This is a genomic window from Mesorhizobium sp. M8A.F.Ca.ET.021.01.1.1 (genome assembly GCF_003998025.1).
Lineage (GTDB): Bacteria > Pseudomonadota > Alphaproteobacteria > Rhizobiales > Rhizobiaceae > Mesorhizobium.
The window spans coordinates 1-23,889 of record NZ_RZSJ01000006.1 but is presented as its reverse complement, the minus strand read 5'-3'; the positions used below and the strand labels follow the sequence as shown (position 1 = coordinate 23,889).

Genomic DNA, 23,889 nt, shown 5'->3' with positions numbered 1-23,889 from the left:
CCTGAGACGTCGCGCCGCCCCTCATCGCCCGGCAGGGCGATGAGGGGCAGCGCGAGGCCGACTGTAAAAGGACAGAAACTAACAGACGAATTTCCCATCATTCCTTGCCCACATCGATGATGATGTTGCCGTCGGCGTCGCAGCGCGCGCGGTCGCCGGGTTCGAGCACGGTGGTGGCGTCCATCTGTTCGAGGATCGCCGGCCCTTCGATGATCGCATCGAGCGGCAGCTTTTCCCTGATGTACACCGGCGTGTCGTGCCAGCGTCCGCCATACCAGACCGGCCGGATTTCGCGCCGCGCCTCTTCCAGCGTCTTTGCCCGCCCGGCCGGGTCGATCAGGCGTGACAAGTCGATCGCCGGGCGCATCCCGGTGACCGAGGTGTTGAGGTTGACGAGGTTGGCGCGGATTTCGGGCAGCTCGACCTTGAAGCGAGCGAAATAGGCTTTCTCGAACAGGCCCTGCAATGCAGCTCGCGTTACCGAGGAGGACGGCAACGGCACGTTGATGATGTGGGTCTGGCCGACGAACTGCATGTCCGCGGAGTGGGTGACGCGGATCGTTGCCGGCTTCACCGCTTCCTTGGCGATCAGTTCCTCGCCTTCGTTCCGGTGCCGTTCCAATACTTGGTGGAGCCGGCTTTCATCAAGCAGGGCCACTGGCTGGTTGATGGTGTTGACGAAGTCGTGGCGCAGATCGGCGACGACGCAGCCAAGCGCATTGGTGATGCCGGGACGTGCCGGCACCAGCACTTTGGGCAGGCCGAGTTCGCGGGCGAGCGCCGTCGCATGCAGCGGCCCGGCGCCGCCGAAGGCGAACAGCGCGAAATCGCGGGGATCGTGGCCGCGCGATACGGATACCATGCGGATGGCGCCGGCCATCTTCATATTGCCGAGCCTGAGCACCGCGCCAGCCGCTTCGACGCCGGAGAGGCCGGTCGACTTGCCGATCCGGTCCTCGAAAATGCCGGTCACGCGCTCCGCTGTGACCGGATTGTCGACGGCCAGCAATTTCTTCGGCGCCAGCCGGCCGAGCACCAGGTTGGCGTCGGTGATGGTCGGCTCGGTGCCGCCGCGCCCGTAGCAGATTGGGCCGGGATTGGCGCCCGCGCTTTCCGGGCCGATCTGGATCAGTCCGGCCGCATCGACGCGGGCGATCGAACCGCCGCCGGCGCCGACCGTATGCACCGCCACCATCGGGACATGGATCGGCATGGCGTATTCGATCTCGATCTCGTTCGAGACCGCCGGCTCGGCGTTGCGGATCAGCGCCACGTCGGTCGAAGTGCCGCCCATGTCGTAGGTGACGAGGTTTTCGAAGCCGGCGCGCTTGCCCGTATAGGCGGCGGCGATGACGCCGGAGGCGGGGCCTGACATCACGGTCTTTGCCGATTCACGTGTGACGAAGCGGGCCGATATCATGCCGCCATTGCCGTTCATGATCAGGAAGTCTCGGGCATAGCCCTTGTCGGCCAATTCCTTGCGCAGCCGCTCGACATAGCGCTCCAGGATCGGCTGCACCGAGGCATTGACCGAGGCGGTTACCCCGCGCTCGAATTCGCGTGCCTCCGATAGCAGCGCGTGGCCGGTGGTGATGTAGCCGTTCGGCCAGAATTCGGCGGCGATTTCGGCGGCGCGCCGTTCATGTGACGGGTTGGCGTAGGAATGCAGGAAGTGGATGACGAGGGATTCGCAACCGGCGCCGATCAGCGCCTGTACGGCATCGCGCATTTCTGCCTCGTCGAGCGGCGTTCGGATGGCGCCTGATGCCTCGACGCGTTCGGACACCTCCAGCCGCAAATTGCGCGGGATGACCGGAACGAAGGTGCCCGTCATGCCATAGGGCTGCGGCCGCGTACGCCGGCCAAGCTCGATCACGTCGCGAAAACCGCGCGTGGTGATCATGCCGGTTCTGGCCAGCCGGCGCTCCAGCACCGCGTTGGTGGTGGTGGTCGTGCCATGCACGATGAGATCGATGCCGTCGACCGGAAAGCCGGTGGCGCCAAGCGCCGAAACCACGCCAAAGGCCTGGTTGTCGACCGTAGTCGGGGTCTTGGCCAGATACACCTTGCCGCCGTCCTTGCCGTCGATCAGGAGCAGGTCGGTGAAGGTTCCGCCGACATCGATGCCGGCGACGACGCTGCCCAGGGAATCCGGCGGCTGCACCGAAAAATTCTCTTTCATTGTCGAAACCCGAAATGCTGGGACTACGGATATGCCGCAGTTTGGAAAGGTGTTTTACGGCGGCATCTTGACGCAAATATCGTTTGTATACTAATAAATTCTCGACACAAGAGCTTACCGCCTCGCAGTGTGTGCAAGGCACGCCGGAACCTGAATGGTTCGGGCGCGCACGGGAAAGTTTGGCGCCCGCGTCTGTAATTGGGCGAGAAGGTTGGAATTGATGAACACCACGCCCGCGTTCAATACCGCTGAAGCCCGCCCGCTGCAGTTTCCGATTCCGGCCAATGTCTATGCCGAAACCGTCGTCTCGGTGAAGCACTATACCGACCGGCTGTTCTCGTTCCGCATCACCCGTCCGCAGTCGCTGCGCTTCCGCTCGGGCGAGTTCGTGATGATCGGCCTGCCCAATGCCGAGAAGCCGGTGTACCGCGCTTACTCCGTCGCCAGCCCGGCCTGGGACGAAGAGCTGGAATTCTTCTCGATCAAGGTGCCGGACGGCCCGCTGACCTCGGAACTGCAGAAGATCCAGGTCGGCGACACGGTCATCATGCGCCAGAAGTCGACCGGCACGCTGGTCGTCGACGCGCTGACCCCGGCCAAGCGCCTGTTCATGATTTCGACCGGCACCGGCATCGCGCCCTTCGCCAGCCTGCTGCGCGACCCCGACACCTACGAGAAGTTCGACCAGCTCATCCTGACCCATACCTGCCGCGACAATGCCGAGCTGATCTATGGCCAGGAACTGGTGGCGGCACTGGAAAGCGACCCGCTGATCGGCGAGCTGACCGCCGGCCGCGTCACGCTCTACAATTCGACGACACGCGAAGAGTCGGCGCGCATGGGCCGCATCACCGCGCTGATCGGTTCGGGCAAGTTTTACAGCGATCTCGGCATCGAGAAGCTCAATCCGGAAACCGACCGCATCATGATCTGCGGCTCGATGCATATGCTGAAGGACGTCAAGGAGCTGGCCGAAAGCCTCGGCTTCCAGGAAGGTTCGCTCAGCCACCCCTCGAGTTTCGTCGTCGAACGCGCCTTCGTCGGCTGAGGCCCGCGGGTCTCCCAGAAACCTTGTTTTGACCTTCCGGTCAAAAATCAGCTGCTTTCGCGGCCTTTTTCAGCTATCCCTCGCTTGAGGACTCGTGAAGCACGGCTTCGCGGGCTATCTTCGTGCGTGTCGCCCAAAAGTGTCGAACGGCTTTGGGAGAACGATGCGCACCAAGACATCAAGCGCACGCCGCTGAATGAAAGGGCAGGAGATGAGCAGCACAATCCGCGAAGCCGATCTTGGCACCAAGGTGACGCCGCTGCCGGCACGCGCCGCCGCCAACACGCCGGTGCCGCTGGATCATCACATCGCGCGCAATCCCGGCCTGAAACTCGATCTCGGTTTTCTGGAATCGGTGCGCAGCGTCAACCGCTCGGCGCTGGAGCGCCGCGTCGTCAGCCTGACCAAGCGGCGCTCGATCAAGGCCGACAACCAGGCCGCCTGGCTGCTGCGGGCGATCGCCTGCATGGACCTGACGACACTGAACTCCAACGACACCGAGGAGCGCGTGCGCCGGCTCTGCGCCAAGGCGATCAACCCGCTGCGCCGCGACATCATGGAAGGCCTCGGCATTGCGGGCGAAACCATCCGGCCGGCCGCCGTCTGCGTCTATCATCCCTTCGTTGCCACGGCCGTTGACGCCGTGCGCGGCACCGGCATCCATGTCGCCGCCGTCTCCACCGCCTTCCCGCACGGCCTGGCGCCGCTGTCGACCCGCCTGCAGGAAATCGAGGCCTCGGTGAAGGACGGCGCCGACGAGATCGACGTCGTCATTCCGCGCGGCCTGGTGTTCGGGGCCAAGTGGCGCGAGCTCTACAACGAAATCGTCTCTATGCGTGCCGCATGCGGGGACGCGCATCTGAAGGTCATCCTCGGCACCGGTGACCTCGCCACGCTGCGCAATGTCATGCTGGCCTCAATGGTGGCGATGATGGCGGGCGCCGATTTCATCAAGACCTCGACCGGCAAGGAAAGCGTCAACGCCACGCTGCCCGTCGGGCTTGCCATGGTGCGTGCCATCAGGGCCTATTTCGAGGAAACCGGCTATCTCATCGGTTTCAAGCCGGCCGGCGGCATTTCCACCGCGAAAGTGTCGCTCGACTGGCTGGTGCTGATGAAGGAAGAGCTCGGCCGGCCCTGGCTGGAGCCGGAGCTGTTCCGCTTCGGCGCGTCGAGCCTGCTCACCGACATCGAGCGGCAGCTCGAACATCATCTGACCGGGCATTATTCGGCCAATCACCGCCACGCGATGGCGTAGCGTCAGAGTTTTGCGGGGCGTAACCGAATGCCTTCTCTGACAACTATCTGGAGTGCCTGATGAACATTCTCGAACGCTATCATGCCATGGAATACGGCCCGGCGCCGGAGGCGCGCAACGAAGCTGATGCCTGGCTCTCGGCGCGCGATTTCGGCAAGGCGCTGTTCATCGGCGGCGACTGGAAAGCGGCTTCCGGGGGCAAGACTTTCGAGACCAGCGAACCATCTTCCGGCAAGTTGCTGGCCAAGATTTCGGACGCCAATGCCGCCGACATCGACGCGGCGGTCGCGGCGGCCACGAAAGCGCTGCCGAAATGGAGCGCCAGTTCGGGCTACCAGCGCGCGAAGGTGCTCTACGCCATCGGCCGCGCCATGCAGCGCCACCAGCGGCTGTTCGCCGTGCTTGAGACAATCGACAATGGCAAGCCGATCCGCGAAAGCCGCGATATCGACGTGCCGCTGGCGATCCGCCATTTCATCCATCACGCCGGCTGGGCACAGGCGCTGGACAGGGATTTCCTTGGCCACAAGGGTGTCGGCGTCGTCGGCCAGATCATCCCGTGGAATTTCCCGCTGCTGATGCTGGCCTGGAAGATCGCGCCAGCACTCGCGGCGGGCTGCACGGTGGTGCTGAAGCCGGCCGAATTCACACCGCTCACATCGATCCTGTTCGCCGAGATCTGCGAACGCGCCGGTGTGCCGAAGGGCGTCGTCAACATCGTCCAGGGCGGCCCGGAAGCAGGCGCGGCGATCGTCAACCATCCCGGCATCCAGAAGATCGCCTTCACCGGCTCGTCCGAGGTCGGCAAGATCATCCGCAAGGCCACCGCCGGCTCGGGCAAGAAACTGTCGCTGGAACTTGGCGGCAAATCGGCCTTCATCGTTTTCGAGGACGCCGATCTCGACAGCGCCGTCGAAGGCCTCGTCGACGGCATCTGGTTCAACCAGGGCCAGGTCTGCTGCGCCGGTTCGCGCCTCTTGGTACAGGAAGGCATCGCCGACGCCTTGATCGCAAAGGTCAAGACGCGGATGAGCCGGCTGCGAGTCGGCAGCCCGCTCGACAAGAACACCGATATCGGCCCGCTGGTCGACCTCACCCAACTCGACCGCGTCAAGGGACTGATCGCCGAGGGTGCCCGGCAGGGCGCCGTCTGCTGGCAGCCGGATGCAGCGCTGCCGTCCTCGGGCTATTATCACCTGCCGACGCTGGCAACCAGTGTTTCGCCGGCTAATATCCTGGCGCAGGAGGAGGTGTTCGGGCCAGTGCTCGCCACCATGACCTTCCGCAACACCGAGGAAGCGATCGAGCTCGCCAACAACACGCGCTACGGGCTCGCCGCCTCGGTGTGGAGCGAGAACGTCAACCTCGCCCTCCATGTCGCGCCACAGTTGAAGGCCGGCGTGGTGTGGGTCAACGGCACCAACATGTTCGACGCCGCCTGCGGCTTCGGCGGCTATCGCGAGAGCGGCTTCGGCCGCGAGGGCGGGCGCGAGGGCATGTTCGAATATCTCTCTGCAAAATTGCCGCTCGGTCCGGTCATCAAGCTGGCGACGTCGTCCGCGCAGCCCGTCGAACAGGCGGATGGCTCAGCCATCGATCGCACGGCCAAGCTGTTCATCGGTGGCAAGCAGGTGCGGCCTGACGGCAATTATTCGATTGCCGTCGCGACCGCCAAGGGCAAGCTTGCCGGCGAAGTCGGGCTCGGCAACCGCAAGGATATCCGTGACGCCGTTTCCGCCGCGCGCGCCTGCAAGAGCTGGCCGGAGGCAACCGCCTATAACAGGTCCCAGGTGCTCTATTACCTGGCCGAGAACCTTTCCGGCCGTGCCGGCGAGTTTGCCGCCCGCCTCACCGAACTCACCGGGGCCAACGCCAAGGCCGCGCGGGACGAGGTCGAACAGTCGATTGAGCGGCTGTTCCTCTATGCCGGCCTCGCCGACAAGTTCGAGGGCCGCGTGCACCAGCCGCCGGCGCGTGCCGTGACGCTGGCGCTGCATGAGCCGGTCGGCGTCGTCGGCATCGTCGCGCCGGACAATCAGCCCTTGCTCGGCTTCATCTCGCTGGTCGCACCCGCACTGGCCATGGGCAACACGGTGGTGGCCGTGCCGTCGGAACGCCACCCGCTGCTGGCCACCGATCTCTATCAGGTCATCGAATATTCCGACATGCCGGCCGGCGCCATCAACATCGTTACCGGACGCACGGCGGAGCTTGCCGGCGTGCTGGCCAAGCATGACGACGTCGACGGGCTCTGGCTGTTCGCCGACGCCGACACCTGCGCCAAGGCGGAAGCCGACTCCGTCGGCAACCTCAAGCGCGTCTGGAGCGGCAACGGCCGCAGCCTCGACTGGGCCTCGGAAGAAGCCGCCGATGACGCCTTGCTGCGCCGCGCCATCGAGGTGAAGAATGTCTGGGTGCCTTACGGCGACTGATGTTTGCACTTGGTGATCGCGTTCGGGCTTGACGCCCGGACGCATGTTCTTTAACGAGAAAAAACATCTTTATCAGTGAACTGGCACAGGCCGCACGATCGCGCCTGACTGGCACATGACGCCTTCGCCGGCCGCCGATAAAGGCAGTTGACCCAAGCAGGCGAGGAAAAGATATGGCGGATCTGGCAGGCAAGGTCGTTGTCATCACGGCAGCGGCGCAAGGCATCGGCAAGGCAAGCGCGCTGGCCTTCGCCAAGGCCGGCGCCACCGTCCATGCCACCGACATCAACGAGACGCTGCTGGCGGAACTCGCCAAGACCTCCGGCATCAAGACGCGCAGGGTCGACGTCCTCAATGACGAGGCGGTCAACTCGGCCTTCGCCGAGATCGGCCGTGTCGACGTGCTGTTCAACTGCGCCGGTTTCGTCCATTCCGGCTCGATCCTCGAGATGAAGGATGGCGACCTCGATTTCGCGCTCAACCTCAACGTTCGCGCCATGGTCCGCACCATCCGCGCCGTGTTGCCGGGCATGCTGGAGCGCGGCGACGGATCGATCATCAACATGGCCTCGCTGGCGAGCTCGACCAAGGGTGTACCGAACCGCTTCGTCTATGGCCTGAGCAAAGCCGCGGTCATCGGCCTGACCAAGGCGGTCGCGGCCGACTATGTCGGCAAGGGCATACGCTGCAACGCCATCTGCCCCGGCACGGTCGAGAGCCCTTCGCTGGAGGACCGCATGCACGCGCAGGGCGACTACGAAGCCGCGCGTGCCGCCTTCATCGCCCGCCAGCCGATGGGCCGGCTCGGCACGCCGGAAGAGATTGCCGATCTCGCCGTCTACCTGGGCGGCGCCACCTACACATCGGGGCAGGCCTACAATATCGACGGCGGCTGGTCGATCTGAGCGCTGCCCGGAGACAATCGCGGGCACCGGGCGATCGGGTTTGGCGAAGGATCGGGAAGTCTGAAAATCCCGCTCGCCGGCTGTCAAAACAGGCTGCCTGCGCTTGTCGTGAAGCAGGCCGGTGGCTAGGGTCCGCCCGGTTCCGAAAGGGCTGATGCCTCGGCGGAGAGTTTGTAGAACGGCCGCGAGGCCGCAATCAGGAGAAGATGCATGAAACTGCTGCGCTATGGCGAGGTGGGAAGCGAACGTCCCGGCCTGCTCGATGCGGATGGAACGATCCGCGATCTCTCCGCCCATGTCGCCGATATCGCCGGCACCACGCTTCATCCGGCCTCGCTCGACATGCTGTCGAAGCTCGATGCGAAGTCGCTGCCGGCGGTTTCCGGCAAGCCTCGGCTCGGCGCCTGCGTGGCCGGTACCGGCAAGTTCATCTGCATCGGCCTCAACTATTCCGACCATGCCGCCGAAACCGGCGCCACCGTGCCGCCGGAGCCGATCATCTTCATGAAGGCAAGCTCGGCCATCGTCGGCCCCGACGATGACGTGCTGATCCCGCGCGGCTCGGAGAAGACCGACTGGGAAGTCGAGCTCGGCGTGGTCATCGGCAAGACCGCGAAGTATGTCAGCGAAGCCGATGCGCTCGACTACGTCGCCGGTTACTGCGTCTCACATGACGTGTCCGAACGCGCCTTCCAGGCCGAGCGCCAGGGCCAGTGGACCAAGGGCAAGAGCTGCGACACGTTCGGTCCGACCGGCCCGTGGCTGGTGACCAAGGACGAAGTATCCGACCCGCAGAATCTCAAAATGTGGCTGACCGTCAACGGCAAGACGATGCAGAACGGCTCGACCAAGACCATGGTCTACGGCGTCGCCTATCTCGTCTCCTACCTCAGCCAGTTCATGTCGCTGCACCCCGGCGACATTATTTCGACGGGCACCCCGCCCGGCGTCGGCCTGGGCATGAAGCCGCCGGTGTTTCTCAAGGCTGGCGATGTGGTGGAGCTGGGCATCGAAGGCTTGGGGCAGCAGAAGCAGACGTTTAGGGCTGACGTTTAAGTCAGCGATCCTTGCGAAGCTTGCGCCGCCCCTCATCCGCCTGCCGGCACCTTCTCCCCGTATAGTGACGGGGAGAAGGGAAGCGCTCCAGCGTTGGCGACCCCCTCTCCCCGTTTTCACGGGGAGAGGTAAGGGTGAGGGGCAGCGCCGACCTACGCTGAAACACTACTTCAGCACCTTCCCATCAGCGCCAAACCGATAGGTCCTCGCCGGATCGGGCGTCGCATAGAGCGTGGCGCCGGGCTCCGCGTCGTAGACGCCGAAAATCCGCACGGTGATCAGCCCGGCCTTCTCGCAATCCAGATAGAGATTGGTGTCGGCGCCGAGATGCTCGGCATGGACGACCGTGCCCTTCCAGGCGCCGGATTTCGGATCGACGGTCAGATGCTCCGGCCGCACGCCGATGCTCTTGGCTGTCTCGCCGAGGCGGGCGCCGTCGACGAAATTCATCTTGGGCGAGCCGATGAAGCCGGCGACGAACTCGTTTGCCGGCGAATTGTAGAGCTCCATCGGGCCGCCGATCTGCTCGATTTTTCCCGCGTTGAGCACGACGATCTTGTCAGCCAGCGTCATCGCCTCGACCTGGTCGTGGGTGACGTAGATCATCGTCGCCTTGAGGCGGCGGTGCAACTGCGCGATTTCCAGCCGCGTGTTGACGCGCAACGCGGCATCGAGGTTCGACAGCGGCTCGTCGAACAGGAACAGTTTCGGCTCGCGCACCACGGCGCGGCCGATGGCGACGCGCTGGCGCTGGCCGCCGGAGAGCTCCGCCGGCCGCCTTTCCAGGTACGGTTCCAGCGACAGCATGGACGAGGCGATGCCGATGCGGCGGTCGATCTCCGCCGCAGGGGTGCTCGCCTGCTTGAGGCCGAGGCCCATATTGTTTTTCACCGTCAGATGCGGATAGAGCGCATAGGTCTGGAACACCATGGCGATGCCGCGTTTCGCCGGCGGCGTGACCGAGACGTCCTCGCCATCGATCAGCACCCGGCCCGAGGTCGAATCCTCCAGCCCGGCGATGACCCGCAGCAAGGTCGACTTGCCGCAACCCGAAGGGCCGACAAAGACGACGAACTCGCCATCCGTCACTTCGAGGTCGATGCCCTTCAGCACCTCGACCGGCCCAAAGGCCTTTTTTACATTCTCGATTTTTAGCGAGCCCACGGCTTCTTCCTGTCGTTAGAGTTTGACGGCTGCGCCGCTGCGAACGCTCTCGTCGGCCGCAAGGCAGACGGCGAGCGACCGCACCGCATCGTCCATGTGGCGGGTCAGGTCCAGGTCCTCGCGGATTGCCTTGAGGACAAAAGCCTGTTCGAGATCACACAAGTCCTGATGGCCGGGTTCGCCTTCCATCGACAGCATCTCGTCCGGCTTTAGGAACTTGCCGTCCGCGCCGGTCGCGGCGCTGTGCAGGCGGATGGTCGAGGTCTTGGTATGGGTGTCGATGTCGTCGGACTTCACGCCCTCCTTCATGACGATCGACACGCAGCCCTTGGGCGACATGACGTCCTTCACGAAGAAGGCCGTTTCCGAAATCATCGGGCCCCAGCCGGCCTCGTACCAGCCGACCGAACCGTCATCGAACAGCACCTGCAGATGGCCGTAATTGTACATGGAGGGCGCGACCTCGTCGGTCAGCCGCACGCCCATGCCGCGCACCTCGACCGGCTTGGCGTCGGTGATCTGCAGCATGACGTCGAGATAGTGCACGCCGCAATCGACGATCGGCGAGGTCGTCTGCATCAACTGCTTGTGCGTCTCCCAGGTCGGCCCTGAGGATTGCTGGTTGAGGTTCATGCGGAACACGTAGGGGCCGCCGAGCTTGCGCGCCTCGGCGATCAGCCTGATCCAGGACGGGTGATGGCGCAGGATATAGCCGATCACCAGTTTTTTGCCGTTGGCCTTGGCGGCGGCAACGACGCGCTTGGCGTCGGCCACCGTCGTTGCCAGCGGCTTCTCGACGAAGACATGGCAGCCGGCCTCGAACGCCTTCACCGCATAGTCGGCATGGCTGTCGGAATAGGTGGCGATGCAGGCGACATCCGGTTTTTCCTCGCGCAACGCGTCGTCGAACGAGCGTCTGATGCCATAGCCGGACAGCCCCTCCGGCAACGGCACGTCGGAACGGTTGATCAGCGCGGCGATCTCAAAGCCTGGATTGGTGTGATAGGCCAGCGCGTGACTGCGCCCCATATTGCCGAGCCCGGCGACGACGACACGAAGGGGTCTTTCTGAACTCACTTGACGGCTCCGGAAGTAATGCCGCGGATCAGCTGCCGCGAGAAGATGACGTAGAGGATCAGCACCGGCAGGATCGCCAGCGAAAGCGCGGCCAGGATGGCGTTCCAGTTGGTGACGAACTGGCCGAGGAAAAGCTGGGCGCCGAGCGTCACCGTCTTGGTCTCTTCGGACGGCGCCAGGATCAGCGGGAACCACAGGTCGTTCCAGATCGGGATCATGGTGAAGACGGCGACCGTCGCCATTGACGGCCGCACCAGCGGCACCACCAGGCGGAAGAAGATGGTGTACTCCGACAGGCCGTCGATGCGGCCGGCATTCTTCAGATCGTCGGACACCTGCTTCATGAATTCGGACAGGATGAAGACGGCCAGCGGCAGGCCCTGCGCGGTGTAGACCAGGATCAGCGCCGTCAGCGTGTTGACCAGCCCGCTCGCCACCATCAATTGCAGGATGGCGACGGTGGCCAGCCGGATCGGGATCATGATGCCGAGCGCCAGGTAAAGCCCCATCAGCGTGTTGCCGCGAAAGCGGTATTCCGACAGCGCGAACGCCGACATGGCGCCGAACAGCAGCACGAAGAACAGCGAGCCGACGGTGACGACGAGACTGTTCTGGAAATAATGGATGAAATCGCCCTGGCCGATCACCGTGGTGTAGCCGATCAGGTCGAAGGTTTTCGGCGTCGGCGGCGTCAGCGGCGCGCCGAAGATGCCGGCGCGCGACTTGAACGAATTCATGATGACCAGAACCACCGGGAAAAGCGCGATCACCGTGTAGGTCAAGAGGATCGCGTGGGCGCCGATGGTGCGGGGGAGTGAACGGGTGGCGATGCTCATCTCTTGCCCCTCAGAACTGGTAGCGACGCAGGCGCGTCTGGATGAGGAAGAGGTAGACGCAGACACCCCCGAGGATGATCAGGAACATGATCGTGGCGATGGTCGCGCCCATGTTGGGGTCGCCGACCTGCAGCTGGAAGCCGAAGAAGGCGCGGTAGAGGAAGGTGCCGAGAATATCGGTCGAATAGTTCGGCCCGGCGAGCGCGCCTTGCGCGGTGTAGATCAGGTCGAAGGCGTTGAAATTGCCGACGAAGGTGAGGATCGAAATGATGCCGATCGACGGCAGGATCAGCGGCAGCTTGATCTTCCAGAACTGCGACAGTCCGGTGATGCCATCGCATTCAGCCGCCTCGATCACCTCGTCGGGGATCGACAGCAGGGCGGCATAGATCAGCATCATCGGGATGCCGATGAACTGCCATACCGACACCAGGCTGAGCGCGGTCAGCGCGTATTGCTCCTTGCCGAGCCACGGCGTGAACAGGCTTTTCAGGCCGACGAAATCGAGCAGATGCGGCGCCACGCCCCACAGCGGCGACAGGATCAGCTTCCAGGCGAAGCCGACGATGACGAAGGACAGAATGGTCGGCACGAAGATCGCCGTGCGGTAGAAGGCCGAGAACCGAAGCTTCGGGCTGGACAGGAGGGCGGCCAAAAGCACGCCGACCGGGTTCTGCACCAGCATGTGGATGATGAAGAACCAGACATTGTTCCTGAGCGCATTCCAGAAATTGACCGACCAGTTGGGGTCGCCGAACAGGGTGCGGAAATTGTCCAGGCCGACGAAGACCTGGGACTGGTCAACGTTGCGGAACAGCGAGAGCTGCAGCGTGCCGGCCAGCGGCAGGATCATGATCGCCGTATAGACGAGCACCGCCGGCGCCAGGAAGACGGCGATATGCCAGCGGAACGGTCTTTTCGGTCGTGTTTGTGCGGCCATGAGTTCGGTCCCCGCCGTCTCTCGGTTCCAGACGATGTGATGCTAGATGATGCCTCGATGCATGGCCCAGACATCCTTGCCCTGTGCGGCAAGAACAAAGGCCTGCGACTGATCAGCCAGCCTTCCCCATAGCAGCAAGGGTAAGGCCGCGAGGCGGTGCCGACAATCGCAATCTGAATGAGCTCTGTCTAAAGAACCAGGTAATCCGGAACCGGCCGGGCATGCGCCCAGCCGGCTCCGTTGCCTGAGCTCTTATTTCGCTGGCTTATACCAGCTGTCGAGGCCGGTCTGCAGCTTCTTGGCCGCGGCTTCGGGCGTATCGGTGCCGTTGATGACGTTGGCCGATTCAACCCAGGTCTCGTTTTCGAGGTTCGGCGTGCCGCGCGACAGGATCTGGTAGGTCGAGCGGATCGTCGACTTGCACTTGCCGCGCCAGGAGACGAATTCCTGCGCCAGCGGGTCCGCCATCTTCACCGGCGAGGAGTTCAGGCTGAAGAAGCCCGGCAGCGCGTTGGCGTAGATGGTGGCGAAATCAGGCGAAGCCACCCAGGACAGGAAGGTCTTGGCCGCGTCGGCATGCTTGGAGGCTGCGTTCAGGCCCATGCCGATGTCGGTATGGTCCGAGATGTAGCAGGTGTCGCCGGCCTTCTCGACCGGCGGCGGGAAGGCGCCCATCTTGAACTGGGCCTGGGTGTTGAACAGGCCGATTTCCCACGAGCCGGCGGGGTAGATGGCGGCGCGGCCGAGCGTGAACAGGTTCTGGCTGTCCGGATAGGTCTGAGCCTCGAAGCCGTCGCCCAGATAAGGCTTCCACTTGGCCAGTTCCTCATAGGGAGCGACCCAGTCCTTGTCGGTCAGCTTCTGATCGCCCTTGATCAGTGCCGCGCGGCCGTCCTCGCCCTTCCAGTAGTTGGGGCCGATGTTCTGGTAGCCCATGGTCGCGGCTTCCCAGAGGTCCTTGGTGCCCATCGCCATCGGGATGTAGGTGCCGTCGGCCTTGATCTTGTCGAGCGCGGCGAAGAATTCGTCGCGGGTCTGCGGCACCTTGATGCCGAGTTTGTCGAAGGCGTCCTTGTTGTAGATGAAGCCATGGATGACGGAGGCCATCGGTACGCAGAAGCTAGCCTTGCCGTCATCGGTCTGCCAAGCGGACTTGGCGACGGGCGAGAAGTTTTCCATGCCGGGCAGCGCCGAGAGATCGGCAAGGTTGCCCTTCTTGAACAGTTCGAGCGACTTGTCGAACGGGCGGCAGGTGATCAGGTCGCCCGCCGAACCGGCAGCGAGCTTGGCGCCGAGCGCGGCATCATATTCCGTCGGAGCCGATGGTGCGAACACCACCTTGATGCCGGGGTTCTTGGCTTCGAAGGCCGGGATCAGCTTGTCCTTCCAGATGGCGAGGTCGTCGCCGCGCCAGCTTTCGATGTTGAGCGTTACGTCCTCGGCGTGAGCCAGCCCGGCCGAGCCGAGAATGCTTGTGCCCAGAAGCAGTGCCGTCAGTAGTTTCGTTGTCATGCTCAGTCTCCCTGTTGACCTTTTTCAGGTTCCGTTTTGATGAGAACAGAGGCGTTGCGCCCCTTGCTCCCCTCGATTGCCGAAAGGGCCGGCCGCAGCTTCTGGCCGGTCCCTTCCAACAGTTTCTCGGCCGCGTCGGCGCTGTCGGCGCCGGCGGCAAGCAAAATGGCGGTCTTGACCGCGCCGCCGCTCTTTTCGAGCAGGCTGGCGGCCTCTTCCTGGCCGCGGCCGCTGACGGCGGCGACGATGCGCGCCGCCCGGTCGCGCAGCTTCATGTTGTCGGCCATGAGGTTGACCATGTAGCCGTCATGAACATGACCAAGATGAATGGCGGTCAGCGTCGACAGCATGTTGAGCGCGATCTTCTGCGCCGTGCCGGCACCCATGCGGGTCGAGCCGGCAATGACTTCCGGCGGGGTTTCGAGCAGGATGGCGGTGTCGGCCTGCCGCAGCAGAGCCGAACCCCTGTTGTTGGCAATGCCGATGGTGACGGCACCCCGTCGCCGCGCATCCTCGATGGCGCGCACCGCGTAGGGGGTCGTGCCGCTGGCGGAAAGTGCGATAAGGCAATCGCCCGCGCCGATGCCGGCATTGGCGACCGCGGTCGAGGCCTCCTCCGTATCATCCTCGGGCCCGCCGGCCAGTGTCTTGAATGCTTCGTCGCCGCCGGCGATCAGGATGGCAATGCGGTCGCGCTGGATGCCGAACGTGCCCGGCAGTTCCAGCGCGTCGGCCAGCGCCATCAGGCCGGAGCTGCCGGCCGCGGCGTAGGCAAGCTTGCCGCCACTCCCCAGGCAGCCGGCAATGATCTCGGCTGCCCTGGCGATGGAAGGAATGGCGTTGCGGACCGCTTTCGCGGCCTCGACCTGCGCATCGGCCAGCGAGCCGAGGATCGCTTCGGGCGCCTGGATATCCAGCCCCTCGGCATTCCCATGCAGCGCTTCGGTGCGCATTTCGGCCATCCCAGTTCCTCCAATCCACAAAACAATACCAAAAAAATACCACTTGTCCACACGCATTAACGGATTCGCGGACAGGGAATCGCTGAGCCGACGAATTACGCAAGTTTTTCAATAAAATACGGCTTAATCTTTTTGAAACGGAAATTAACTCTTGGCTATTGGTATTTTATTGGTATTATCCGCCCGGAGGAGAAATCGCGTGAAATTCGTGCTCGGTATCGATGGCGGCGGCACCAGCTGCAGGGCCGCCCTGGCAACAGTCGACGGCGCCGTCATCGGCCGCGCCAAAAGCGGCGCCGCCAACATCCGCACCGACCTCACCGGCGCCCGCTCGAACATCGTCGATGCGGCGCGGCAGGCCTTCATCGCCGCCGGTCAGGATCCGGACCTGATCCCGCAAACACCCGCCATTCTCGGCCTTGCCGGCGCCAATGTCGGAACCTACCGGCAGCAGCTCGAAGCGATCCTGCCGTTCAGCACCAGCCGCGTCGAGGCCGATGCCGAGATCGCGCTCGAAGGCGCGGTCGGTTCTGGTGACGGCGCGATGGCGATCCTGGGCACCGGCACTGCCTATATGGCACGCAAGAATGGCAAATCGCGCGCCATCGGTGGCTGGGGGTTCCAGGTCGGCGACCAGGGCAGCGGCGCCCGCATCGGCCGCGACCTGCTTGAACAGACATTGCTCGCGCATGATGGCGTGCGCCAGGCATCGCCGCTGACCGACAGCATGATGGCCGTTTTTCGCAACAATCCCGAGGACGTGGTCGAGTTCACCACCAACGCCAAACCAGGCGATTTCGGCGGCTTCGCGCCGAAAGTGTTCGAGCACGCGCAAAAAGGCGACATCGTCGCCAACTGGATCCTCGACAAGGCGGTCGCCGATGTCGAGGCATCGCTCGGCGCGCTCGACCTCGCGGCCGGCGCGCCGCTTTGCCTGCTCGGCGGGCTGGCGCCGCTCTATGCGCCGCGCCTGTCGGCGCGCTACCGCGCCCTGCTGAAGGAACCGCTCGACGATGCGCTAGGCGGTGCCGTTCAGATGGCGGCGCGTCTGTTCGCCAGGACGGAGGTCGCAAGATGAGCGATGCCGCCGACCAGATCTTCGCCGCGCTGAAGCAATCCTCGCAAAGCGGCGCGCCGCTTTACCTGCAGCTCAGGAAAAGCATCGAGGACGCCGTCAATCGCGGCCTGATCGGCCCGGGCGACGCGCTGCCGTCCGAGCGCGACATCGCCACCAAGGCCGACATTTCGCGCGTCACCGTGCGCAAGGCGGTGCAGGACCTGGTCAAGGGCGGCATATTGGTGCAGCGCCATGGCTCCGGCACTTTCGTGGCGCCGCGCATGGAACGCGTCGAGCAGTCGCTGTCGCGGCTCACCTCCTTCACCGAGGACATGGCGCGGCGCGGCATGGCGGTGCGCTCCGCCTGGCTTGATCGGGGGCTCTACGCGCCCTCGCCCGACGAGATGATGGTGCTCGGCCTGTCGTCGAACGAGCTGGTGGCGCGCGTCGCGCGCCTGCGCATCGCCAACGACACGCCGCTGGCGATCGAACGCGCCTCGCTGTCGGCCAGCGTGCTGCCCGATCCGGCCGGCATCGGTTCCTCGCTCTACGCGGCACTGGAACTGACCGGCAACCGGCCGGTGCGCGCCGTGCAGCGTATCTCCGCCGCCAATCTCGGCGAGGGCGATGCGCGCCTGCTCGAAGTGCCGCCGGGTATTGCCGGCCTGCACATCGAGCGTATTTCCTATCTGGCGAGCGGCAAGGTGATCGAATTCACCCGCTCCATCTACCGGGGCGATGCCTATGATTTCGTCGCCGAACTGCGGCTGACAGGGCCGAGCGAAGAGGGCCGACCATGATCTCCAACACCACCCATATGCAGCGCGAGATCGAGGAAATCCCGCAAGCCGTCGCCCGCCTGCTCGACGGCTCCGGCGCGGTGCTGGCCGAAGCCGGGCGCGGCATCAGGGAACGCGACCCGCATTTCGTCGTCACCGTGGCGCGTGGCTCGTCCGACCATGCCGCCACCTTCATGAAATATGCCGTCGAACTGACCGCGGGCCTTGCCGTCGCCTCGGTCGGCCCCTCCATCGCCTCGATCTATGGCCGCAAGTTGCGGCTTGACGGCTCGGCGTGTCTCGCGATCTCGCAGTCGGGCAAGAGCCCCGACATCGTCGCCATGGCCGAAACCGCACGGGCCGGCGGCGCGCTGACCATCGCCGTCACCAACACCGCCGATTCGCCGCTCGCGCGCGCCTCGGACTATGCGATCGACATCCTCGCCGGCCCCGAGCGCAGCGTCGCGGCTACCAAGACCTTCATCAACTCCGCCGTTGCCGGTCTTGCCTTGATGGCGCATTCGACCGGCGACGAAGCGCTCCTCGCGGCACTTGCCCGCCTGCCCGAGCATTTCGGCAAGGCGATCGCCTGCGGCTGGATGAGCGTGCTCTCCGAAACGATCGAGAAGCAGAAGTCGTTGTTCATTCTCGGCCGCGGCCCGTCGGCGGCGATGGCCAACGAGGCGGCGCTGAAGTTCAAGGAGACCTGCGGCATGCATGCCGAGGCCTATAGCGCGGCTGAAGTCATGCATGGCCCGCTGGCGCTGATCGGCCCCGACTTTCCGGTGCTGGCGCTGGCCGCGCGCGACGCGTCCGAGCCCTCCGTCGCCGAAGCCGCCGACAGCCTGGCGGCCAAGGGCGCGCCGGTGTTCGTCACCTCGGCACTCGCCAATCGCGCCACGCGCCTGCCGCATGTCGCCACCGGTCATCCGCTGACCGATCCGCTGACGCTGATCGTCTCCTTCTACATGTTCGTCGAGGCCTTTGCCCGCCATCGTGGCCTCGACCCGGACGCGCCGCGCAACCTTCGCAAGGTGACGGAGACCGTATGAGCGACCGTTTTGCCCTGACCGGCGCCCGCATTTTCGACGGCGACGACTGGCATGAAGGTGCCGCCCTTGTCGTGCGTGACGGCCTTGTCGAAGCCATGCTGCCGCTAGGCGCACTTCCCGGGGATATCCGTGCCATCGACACCGGCGGCGGCATGCTGGTGCCGGGCTTCGTCGATATCCAGGTCAATGGCGGCGGCGGGGTGATGCTCAACGACCATCCCGACGTCGCCTCGATCGAAACCATCTGCCGCGCGCACGCCCCGTTCGGCACGACGGCACTGCTGCCGACGCTGATCACCGACACGCCCGCGATCACCGCTGCAGCCATCGCCGCCGGCGAAGCCGCGGCGCTGCAAAAGGTGCCGGGCTTCCTCGGCCTGCATCTGGAAGGGCCGCACCTGTCGATCGCCCGCAAGGGCGCGCATGATCCGGCGCTAATCCGGCCGATGACGGACGCCGACCAGGTCATGTTGATGGCGGCGCGCCGGAAGCTGCCGGTGCTGCTCACCACGATCGCGCCGGAATCCGTCGACCCGGCCCGCGTCACGGCCCTGGCCAAGGCCGGAATCGTCGTCAGCCTCGGCCATTCGGACACGGGCCACGCCACGGCAAAAGCCTTCGCCGAGGCCGGCGCCAGTGTCGTCACCCATCTGTTCAACGCGATGAGCCAGATCGGCAATCGCGAGCCCGGGCTGGCGGGAGCCGCCCTCGACATCGGCACCTTGTCCGCCGGCCTGATCGCCGACGGCATTCATGTCCATCCGGCGACGATCAGGATCGCTCTCGATGCCAAGCAGGGGCCGGGCAGGATCGTGCTGGTCACCGACGCGATGGCGACGATCGGCACCGACATGACGTCGTTCACCCTCAATGGCCGCACCATCTACCGCAAGGATGGGAGCCTGCGGCTTGCCGACGGCACGCTGGCCGGCGCCGACCTCGACATGATCTCGGCTATCCGGTTCATGCACCGCACCGTCGGACTCGAGCTATCCGAAGCCTTGCGCATGGCTTCGCTCTATCCGGCGCAGGCGATCGGCCAGTCGCACCGGCTTGGCCGCTTTGCCAATGGCACGGCGGCGGACATCGTTGCGCTGTCGGACGATCTTGGCATAGGAAGCGTCTGGATCGGCGGCGACAAGGTGTTCGAGGCTGCCGCTTCCCGCTGAGCGAGAGGGCATGCAGACAATCGATTGTGTCGTCGCCGGAGCAGGCGTCGTCGGCCTTGCCGTCGCCAGGGCGCTTGCCTTGTCGGGCCGCGAGGTGGTGGTGATCGAAAAGGCCGACGCGATCGGCACCGTCACCAGTTCACGCAATTCGGAAGTGATCCATGCCGGGCTCTATTATGCGCCCGGCAGCCTGAAGGCCCGGCTCTGCCTCGAAGGCCGCCGGCTTCTCTACGCCTACTGCGCCGAACACAATATCGGCCATCGCCGCGCCGGCAAGCTGATCGTCGCCAGCGAGCCAGGCCAGGCGGACGGGCTGCGGGCGATCGCGGCCAATGCCAGGCGCTGCGGGGTCGACGATCTTGAGTTTTTGACGCGCGGCGAGGCCGAGCGCCTGGAACCGGCGCTGAGCTGCGCCTCCGCGCTGCTGTCGCCGTCGACCGGCATCATAGACAGCCATGCGCTGATGCTGTCGCTGCGCGGCGACGCCGAGGCATCAGGCGCATCCCTGGCTTTCCTCACTTGCGTTGCCGGCGCGACGACCGAAGCCGGCCGGATCCGGATCGACACGCGCGATGCCAATGGCGAGACCTTCGCCTTGGAGGCCGGCGCTTTCATCAACGCAGCGGGCCTCGATGCGCAGGCGGTGGCCGGCCGGATCGAGGGTTTTCCAAGGGACCTCATCCCCCGGCAGTGGCTGGCGCGCGGCAATTACTTCGCGCTTCCCGGGCAGTCGCCCTTTTCGCGGCTGATCTATCCGGTTCCGGTCGAGGGCGGTCTCGGCGTCCATCTGACGCTCGACCTTGCCGGCAATGCGCGCTTTGGTCCCGACGTCGAATGGACCGACAGCGTGGATTACACGGTCGACCCCGGCCGAAGCGCTGTCTTCTACGAGGCGATCCGCAGCTATTGGCCCGACCTTGCCGATCATGCCCTGCAGCCGGCCTATGCCGGCATCAGGCCGAAGCTGTCCGGCCCGGGCCAGGCTTCAGCCGATTTCATGATCCAGGGTCCAGCCGATCATGGCGCGGGCCGGATCGTCAATCTGTTCGGCATCGAGAGCCCCGGCCTGACGGCGAGCCTGGCGATCGCCGACCATGTCGTCGAACTCTTGTACACAAGCTGAACCGGCGTCCTCGCCGGGGCGGGGTTTCTGCCTAGCCGGCCTCGGCGGAGGCATAGAGATCCTTGTAGCTGTCGCGAAGCAAGTTCTTCTGTACCTTGCCCATCGTGTTGCGCGGCAGTTCGTCGACGAAGATCACCCGTTTCGGGTGCTTGTACTTCGCCATGCGGCCGGCGATGGCGTCGAGGATTTCGGCCGCGGTGATACGCGAAGCGGGCGAGCGCACGATGACAGCGGTGACGCCTTCGCCGAAGTCCGGATGGGCAAGGCCGATGACGGCGCTTTCCAGGACGCCGTCGAGCGCGTCTATCTCGCTTTCGAGCTCCTTCGGATAGACGTTGTAACCGCCTGAGATGATCAGGTCCTTGCCGCGTCCGACAATATGGACATAGCCGTCGGCATCGATCGTGCCGAGATCGCCAGTGATGAAGAAGCCGTCGGCGCGAAATTCCGCCCTGGTCTTTTCCGGCATGCGCCAGTAGCCGCCGAACACGTTCGGCCCCTTGACCTCGATCATGCCGACCTCGCCCTGGGCAAGCGGCTTGCCGGTGTCGGGATCGGCGATGCGCAGCGACACGCCGGGCAAGGGGAAGCCGACCGTGCCGGCGCGCCGCTCGCCCTCATAGGGATTGGAGGTGTTCATGTTGGTCTCGGTCATGCCGTAGCGCTCGAGGATGGCGTGGCCGGTACGCTCGCGCCATGCCTTGTGCGTTTCGGCCAGCAACGGCGCAGAACCGGATACGAACAGGCGGATGGTCTTCGCAGCCTCGCGATCCAGCCCCTCCTGCTGCAACAGCCTGGTATAGAAGGTCGGCACGCCCATCAGGGCGGTGGCGCGCGGCAGCAGCGAGACGACGCGGCCGGCGTCGAATTTCTGCTCAAACAGCATCGAGGCGCCGGCCATCAGGACGACATTGGTGGCGACGAACAGGCCGTGCGTATGGAAGATCGGCAGCGCGTGGATCAGCACGTCATCCCCGGTGAAGCGCCATTGCTCGACCAGGACCCGGGCATTCGAGGCGAGATTCTCGTGGCTGAGCATGGCGCCTTTCGAGCGGCCGGTCGTTCCCGACGTGTAGAGGATCGCCGCAAGGTCGTCCGCGCCGCGCTCGACATCATGGAAATCGGAGGACTGCCGCGATGCCTGGTCCGCAAGGGATCCCTCGCCATTGCGGTCGAGCGTGACCACGACGGCACCGGACGGCTCGACCATCCCACGGATATCCGCCGACCGCGCCGGATCGCAGACAATCACCCGGGGTGCCGCATCGTCGAAGAAATAGCCGAGCTCGGCCAGCGTATAGGCGGTGTTGAGTGGCAGGAAGACGGCGCCGGCGCGCACGCAGGCGAGATAGAGCAAAACCATCTCCGGGCTCTTCTCGACCTGCACGGCAACCCGGTCGCCGGGCGCGACATCCATTTGCAGCAGCGCATGCGCGAGCTGCGCCGATCGCGCCAGCATGTCGCCATAGGTGAGCGTGCGGCCATCATCGGTTTCCATCAACGGATGCCCAGGCGAGGGCATCCGGGACCGGAATGCATCGAACAGATGATTGCTCATGAAATCTTCCTGGAGTGACGCAATTGTGGGTGACGGCAATGTCGACGCCGGCCGCGGGTCGGCACGCGGCGAAGCGTTCGCGTTTCCCGGCCCGGCCGTCAAGGCCGCAAACGGCTGCCCGGCGTCTACCGAAAAGATTCGAGAGATGGGACAGCGGAGCGCGACGGTCAGACAGCCGTCAACGCTGGGCGCGCTGACCCGGACCGGCGGCGGCCTTTGGCGTCTCGCCTTGCTTGAAGCGTTCCATGCACATGGCGGCGGTCAGCTGGTAGTGATCGATCAGGGCCTGGACGGCGCCGTCCGCATTTCCGTCCAGCGCATTTTCAGCAATGAGCCGGTGTTCGGCGAAATCGTCGCGCTGGACGCTCTCGCCGTCATTGGCCATCTGGCGATAGCGGTAGGCGTGATCGGAAAGCTGGTCGCAGAAGCCCACCAGCCAGTGCGACCGGCAGGCCGAGATCAGCACCCGGTGGAAGGTGCGGTGCAATTTCTCCCAGTCCGGATTGAGCGACGAGCTGCTTTGCGGCAAAAGACGTGAGGCACGCCCCAGGCGATGCAGCGCCAGCACCAATTGTTCTTCCCATTCGGCGGTGCGGTGGGCAATGGATTCGCGCAGCGCCCGCTCCTCGAGCCAGCAACGGGTGCGCGTCAGCTCCTCGAGTTCGGCCGCAGTGACCGGCATGATGAAGAAGCCGCGCTGGTCATGGCGGCCGAGGAGACCTTCGGAGGCAAGGCGATTGAGGGCTTCACGAACCGGAGAGGCGCCGGCGCCATACTTGGAAACGACCCACTCGACGCGCAGCTTGCTTTCGGTTTCCAGGGCGCCGGCGAGAAGATCATCACGCAATTGATGATAGACCGTGCTGGCAAGCGTACTCTTGGCTCCGGGCCCGTCGTCGTTCAGATTGGCAACTCCGTATGTCAAAAGCGACTCCTTGTCCCCAACTGTCGTCTTGGGCAATTCGAGTCCGAAAATTCCCCTTCTGTACCAGTACCATACAGCGCCACGCTCCAGCCGCTCAAGCAGAAGATCGCGCTATTGTACTTTAGAACAAAGAAATATACCCAATCCGCACGCCGATCGCGGGAATTCGAATATCTCTACAACCAGTGGAAACTTAACGTGTTTTGTATGCACGCACAAACATCTGTTTCTCCTGTGCCCGTGCGAGCATCTTTTCTGTCGCGCGCAAAGACAAGGAACAACGCGCCGAATCAGGCCTCCCGGGCGGCCTGATTCGGGCGTGCCTACGCTGAAGGGTGGTGATCGCACAAAGCCGGCGTGTTGGAATTGAAGCCGGATGACCGCGCTGTGTTAGCCGGCAGCCTTGTCGGCCGCGGTCCTGATCGCTTCGATATTGGCGCGGTAAGCCTCGACGCTGCCGCCCTTGAAGATGGCAGCACCCGCCACCAGCACGTCGGCGCCGGCCGATGTGACCAACGGGGCTGTTTCCGGCGAGACCCCGCCGTCGATCTCGATGCGGATCGGCCGGTCGCCGATCAGTGCCTTGACCCTTCTCACCTTGTCGATGATCCCCGGGATGAAGGCCTGGCCGCCGAAGCCCGGATTGACGGTCATGATCAGGATCAGATCGAGCCGGTCGAGCACATATTCGATCATTGTTTCGGGCGTCGCCGGATTGAGCGAGACGCCGGCCTTCTTGCCGAGGTTCCTGATGGTCTGCAGCGAGCGGTCGAGATGCGGCCCGGCCTCGGCATGCACCGTCATGCCGTCGCAGCCGGCCTCGGCGAAGGCGGCGAGGTAGGGATCGGCGGCGG

At 64.6% G+C, this 23,889-nt stretch carries 20 protein-coding genes; 10 read left to right on the top strand and 10 right to left on the bottom strand.

Going from position 1 to position 23,889, the window contains the following annotated elements; all coding sequences use genetic code 11:
• Window positions 1–97 precede the first annotated feature (97 nt).
• Entirely contained in the window at window positions 98–2,182 is a 2,085-nt protein-coding gene (locus EOA36_RS01905; RefSeq protein ID WP_127275364.1) for a hydantoinase/oxoprolinase family protein, read from the bottom strand.
• A gap of 220 nt (window positions 2,183–2,402) precedes the next feature.
• On the opposite strand from EOA36_RS01905, the gene EOA36_RS01900 reads away from it, so the two are divergent.
• From EOA36_RS01900 to EOA36_RS01880, 5 genes are all read left to right on the top strand, one after another.
• Window positions 2,403–3,230: a ferredoxin--NADP reductase gene (locus tag EOA36_RS01900; protein ID WP_127275363.1), complete on the top strand. Its 828-nt coding sequence runs from the start codon at window positions 2,403–2,405 to the stop codon at window positions 3,228–3,230.
• Window positions 3,231–3,441: 211 nt separating this feature from the next.
• Entirely contained in the window at window positions 3,442–4,488 is a 1,047-nt protein-coding gene (gene deoC / locus EOA36_RS01895; protein ID WP_127275362.1) for a deoxyribose-phosphate aldolase, read from the top strand.
• Window positions 4,489–4,547: 59 nt separating this feature from the next.
• On the top strand, window positions 4,548–6,920 hold the full coding sequence (locus EOA36_RS01890) for an aldehyde dehydrogenase family protein (protein ID WP_127275361.1): 2,373 nt from the start codon (window positions 4,548–4,550) through the stop codon (window positions 6,918–6,920).
• Between the two features lie 173 nt (window positions 6,921–7,093).
• Window positions 7,094–7,825, top strand: a complete 732-nt coding sequence (locus tag EOA36_RS01885; RefSeq protein WP_127275360.1) for an SDR family oxidoreductase — start codon at window positions 7,094–7,096, stop codon at window positions 7,823–7,825.
• A gap of 210 nt (window positions 7,826–8,035) precedes the next feature.
• Window positions 8,036–8,881, top strand: coding sequence for a fumarylacetoacetate hydrolase family protein (locus EOA36_RS01880; protein WP_127275359.1), 846 nt, complete (start codon window positions 8,036–8,038; stop codon window positions 8,879–8,881).
• A gap of 165 nt (window positions 8,882–9,046) precedes the next feature.
• On the opposite strand, the gene EOA36_RS01875 is transcribed toward EOA36_RS01880, so the two are convergent.
• From EOA36_RS01875 to EOA36_RS01850, 6 genes are all read right to left on the bottom strand, one after another.
• Window positions 9,047–10,045, bottom strand: coding sequence for an ABC transporter ATP-binding protein (locus tag EOA36_RS01875; protein WP_127275358.1), 999 nt, complete (start codon window positions 10,043–10,045; stop codon window positions 9,047–9,049).
• Between the two features lie 15 nt (window positions 10,046–10,060).
• Window positions 10,061–11,122 (bottom strand): Gfo/Idh/MocA family oxidoreductase, encoded by a 1,062-nt coding sequence (locus EOA36_RS01870; protein WP_127275357.1) that lies wholly within the window; start codon window positions 11,120–11,122, stop codon window positions 10,061–10,063.
• Complete coding sequence (locus tag EOA36_RS01865; protein ID WP_127275356.1) at window positions 11,119–11,958, bottom strand: carbohydrate ABC transporter permease; 840 nt, start codon at window positions 11,956–11,958, stop codon at window positions 11,119–11,121. Before EOA36_RS01865 ends, EOA36_RS01870 begins: the two co-directional genes overlap by 4 nt.
• A gap of 10 nt (window positions 11,959–11,968) precedes the next feature.
• Window positions 11,969–12,898, bottom strand: a complete 930-nt coding sequence (locus tag EOA36_RS01860) for a sugar ABC transporter permease (protein ID WP_127275355.1) — start codon at window positions 12,896–12,898, stop codon at window positions 11,969–11,971.
• Window positions 12,899–13,150: 252 nt separating this feature from the next.
• Entirely contained in the window at window positions 13,151–14,410 is a 1,260-nt protein-coding gene (locus EOA36_RS01855; protein WP_127275354.1) for an ABC transporter substrate-binding protein, read from the bottom strand.
• A gap of 2 nt (window positions 14,411–14,412) precedes the next feature.
• Complete coding sequence (locus EOA36_RS01850) at window positions 14,413–15,372, bottom strand: N-acetylmuramic acid 6-phosphate etherase (RefSeq protein ID WP_127275353.1); 960 nt, start codon at window positions 15,370–15,372, stop codon at window positions 14,413–14,415.
• A 199-nt stretch (window positions 15,373–15,571) separates the two neighbouring features.
• Between EOA36_RS01850 and EOA36_RS01845 the strand changes: the two genes are divergently transcribed.
• From EOA36_RS01845 to EOA36_RS01825, 5 genes are read left to right on the top strand one after another with little or no spacing between them, the layout of a single operon-like run.
• A complete protein-coding gene (locus EOA36_RS01845; RefSeq protein WP_127275352.1) occupies window positions 15,572–16,450 on the top strand; it encodes an N-acetylglucosamine kinase in 879 nt (292 codons plus the stop codon).
• Window positions 16,447–17,229 (top strand): GntR family transcriptional regulator, encoded by a 783-nt coding sequence (locus EOA36_RS01840; RefSeq protein WP_127275351.1) that lies wholly within the window; start codon window positions 16,447–16,449, stop codon window positions 17,227–17,229. Before EOA36_RS01845 ends, EOA36_RS01840 begins: the two co-directional genes overlap by 4 nt.
• Window positions 17,226–18,260, top strand: a complete 1,035-nt coding sequence (locus EOA36_RS01835) for an SIS domain-containing protein (RefSeq protein ID WP_127275350.1) — start codon at window positions 17,226–17,228, stop codon at window positions 18,258–18,260. The genes EOA36_RS01840 and EOA36_RS01835 overlap by 4 nt, the downstream gene beginning before the upstream one ends.
• The gene (gene nagA, locus EOA36_RS01830) at window positions 18,257–19,429 is read left to right on the top strand and encodes an N-acetylglucosamine-6-phosphate deacetylase (protein WP_127275349.1); all 1,173 of its coding nucleotides are present in this window, start codon (window positions 18,257–18,259) and stop codon (window positions 19,427–19,429) included. Before EOA36_RS01835 ends, nagA begins: the two co-directional genes overlap by 4 nt.
• 10 nt (window positions 19,430–19,439) lie before the next feature.
• A complete protein-coding gene (locus EOA36_RS01825) occupies window positions 19,440–20,552 on the top strand; it encodes an NAD(P)/FAD-dependent oxidoreductase (protein ID WP_127275348.1) in 1,113 nt (370 codons plus the stop codon).
• Between the two features lie 31 nt (window positions 20,553–20,583).
• On the opposite strand, the gene EOA36_RS01820 is transcribed toward EOA36_RS01825, so the two are convergent.
• The 3 genes from EOA36_RS01820 to EOA36_RS01810 form a co-directional block, all read right to left on the bottom strand.
• A complete protein-coding gene (locus EOA36_RS01820; RefSeq protein WP_127275347.1) occupies window positions 20,584–22,110 on the bottom strand; it encodes a malonyl-CoA synthase in 1,527 nt (508 codons plus the stop codon).
• 178 nt (window positions 22,111–22,288) lie between these two features.
• Entirely contained in the window at window positions 22,289–23,035 is a 747-nt protein-coding gene (locus tag EOA36_RS01815; protein WP_127275346.1) for a GntR family transcriptional regulator, read from the bottom strand.
• A gap of 390 nt (window positions 23,036–23,425) precedes the next feature.
• The coding region (locus tag EOA36_RS01810; protein WP_127275345.1) for a ribulose-phosphate 3-epimerase at window positions 23,426–23,889 on the bottom strand (464 nt) is incomplete at its 5' end.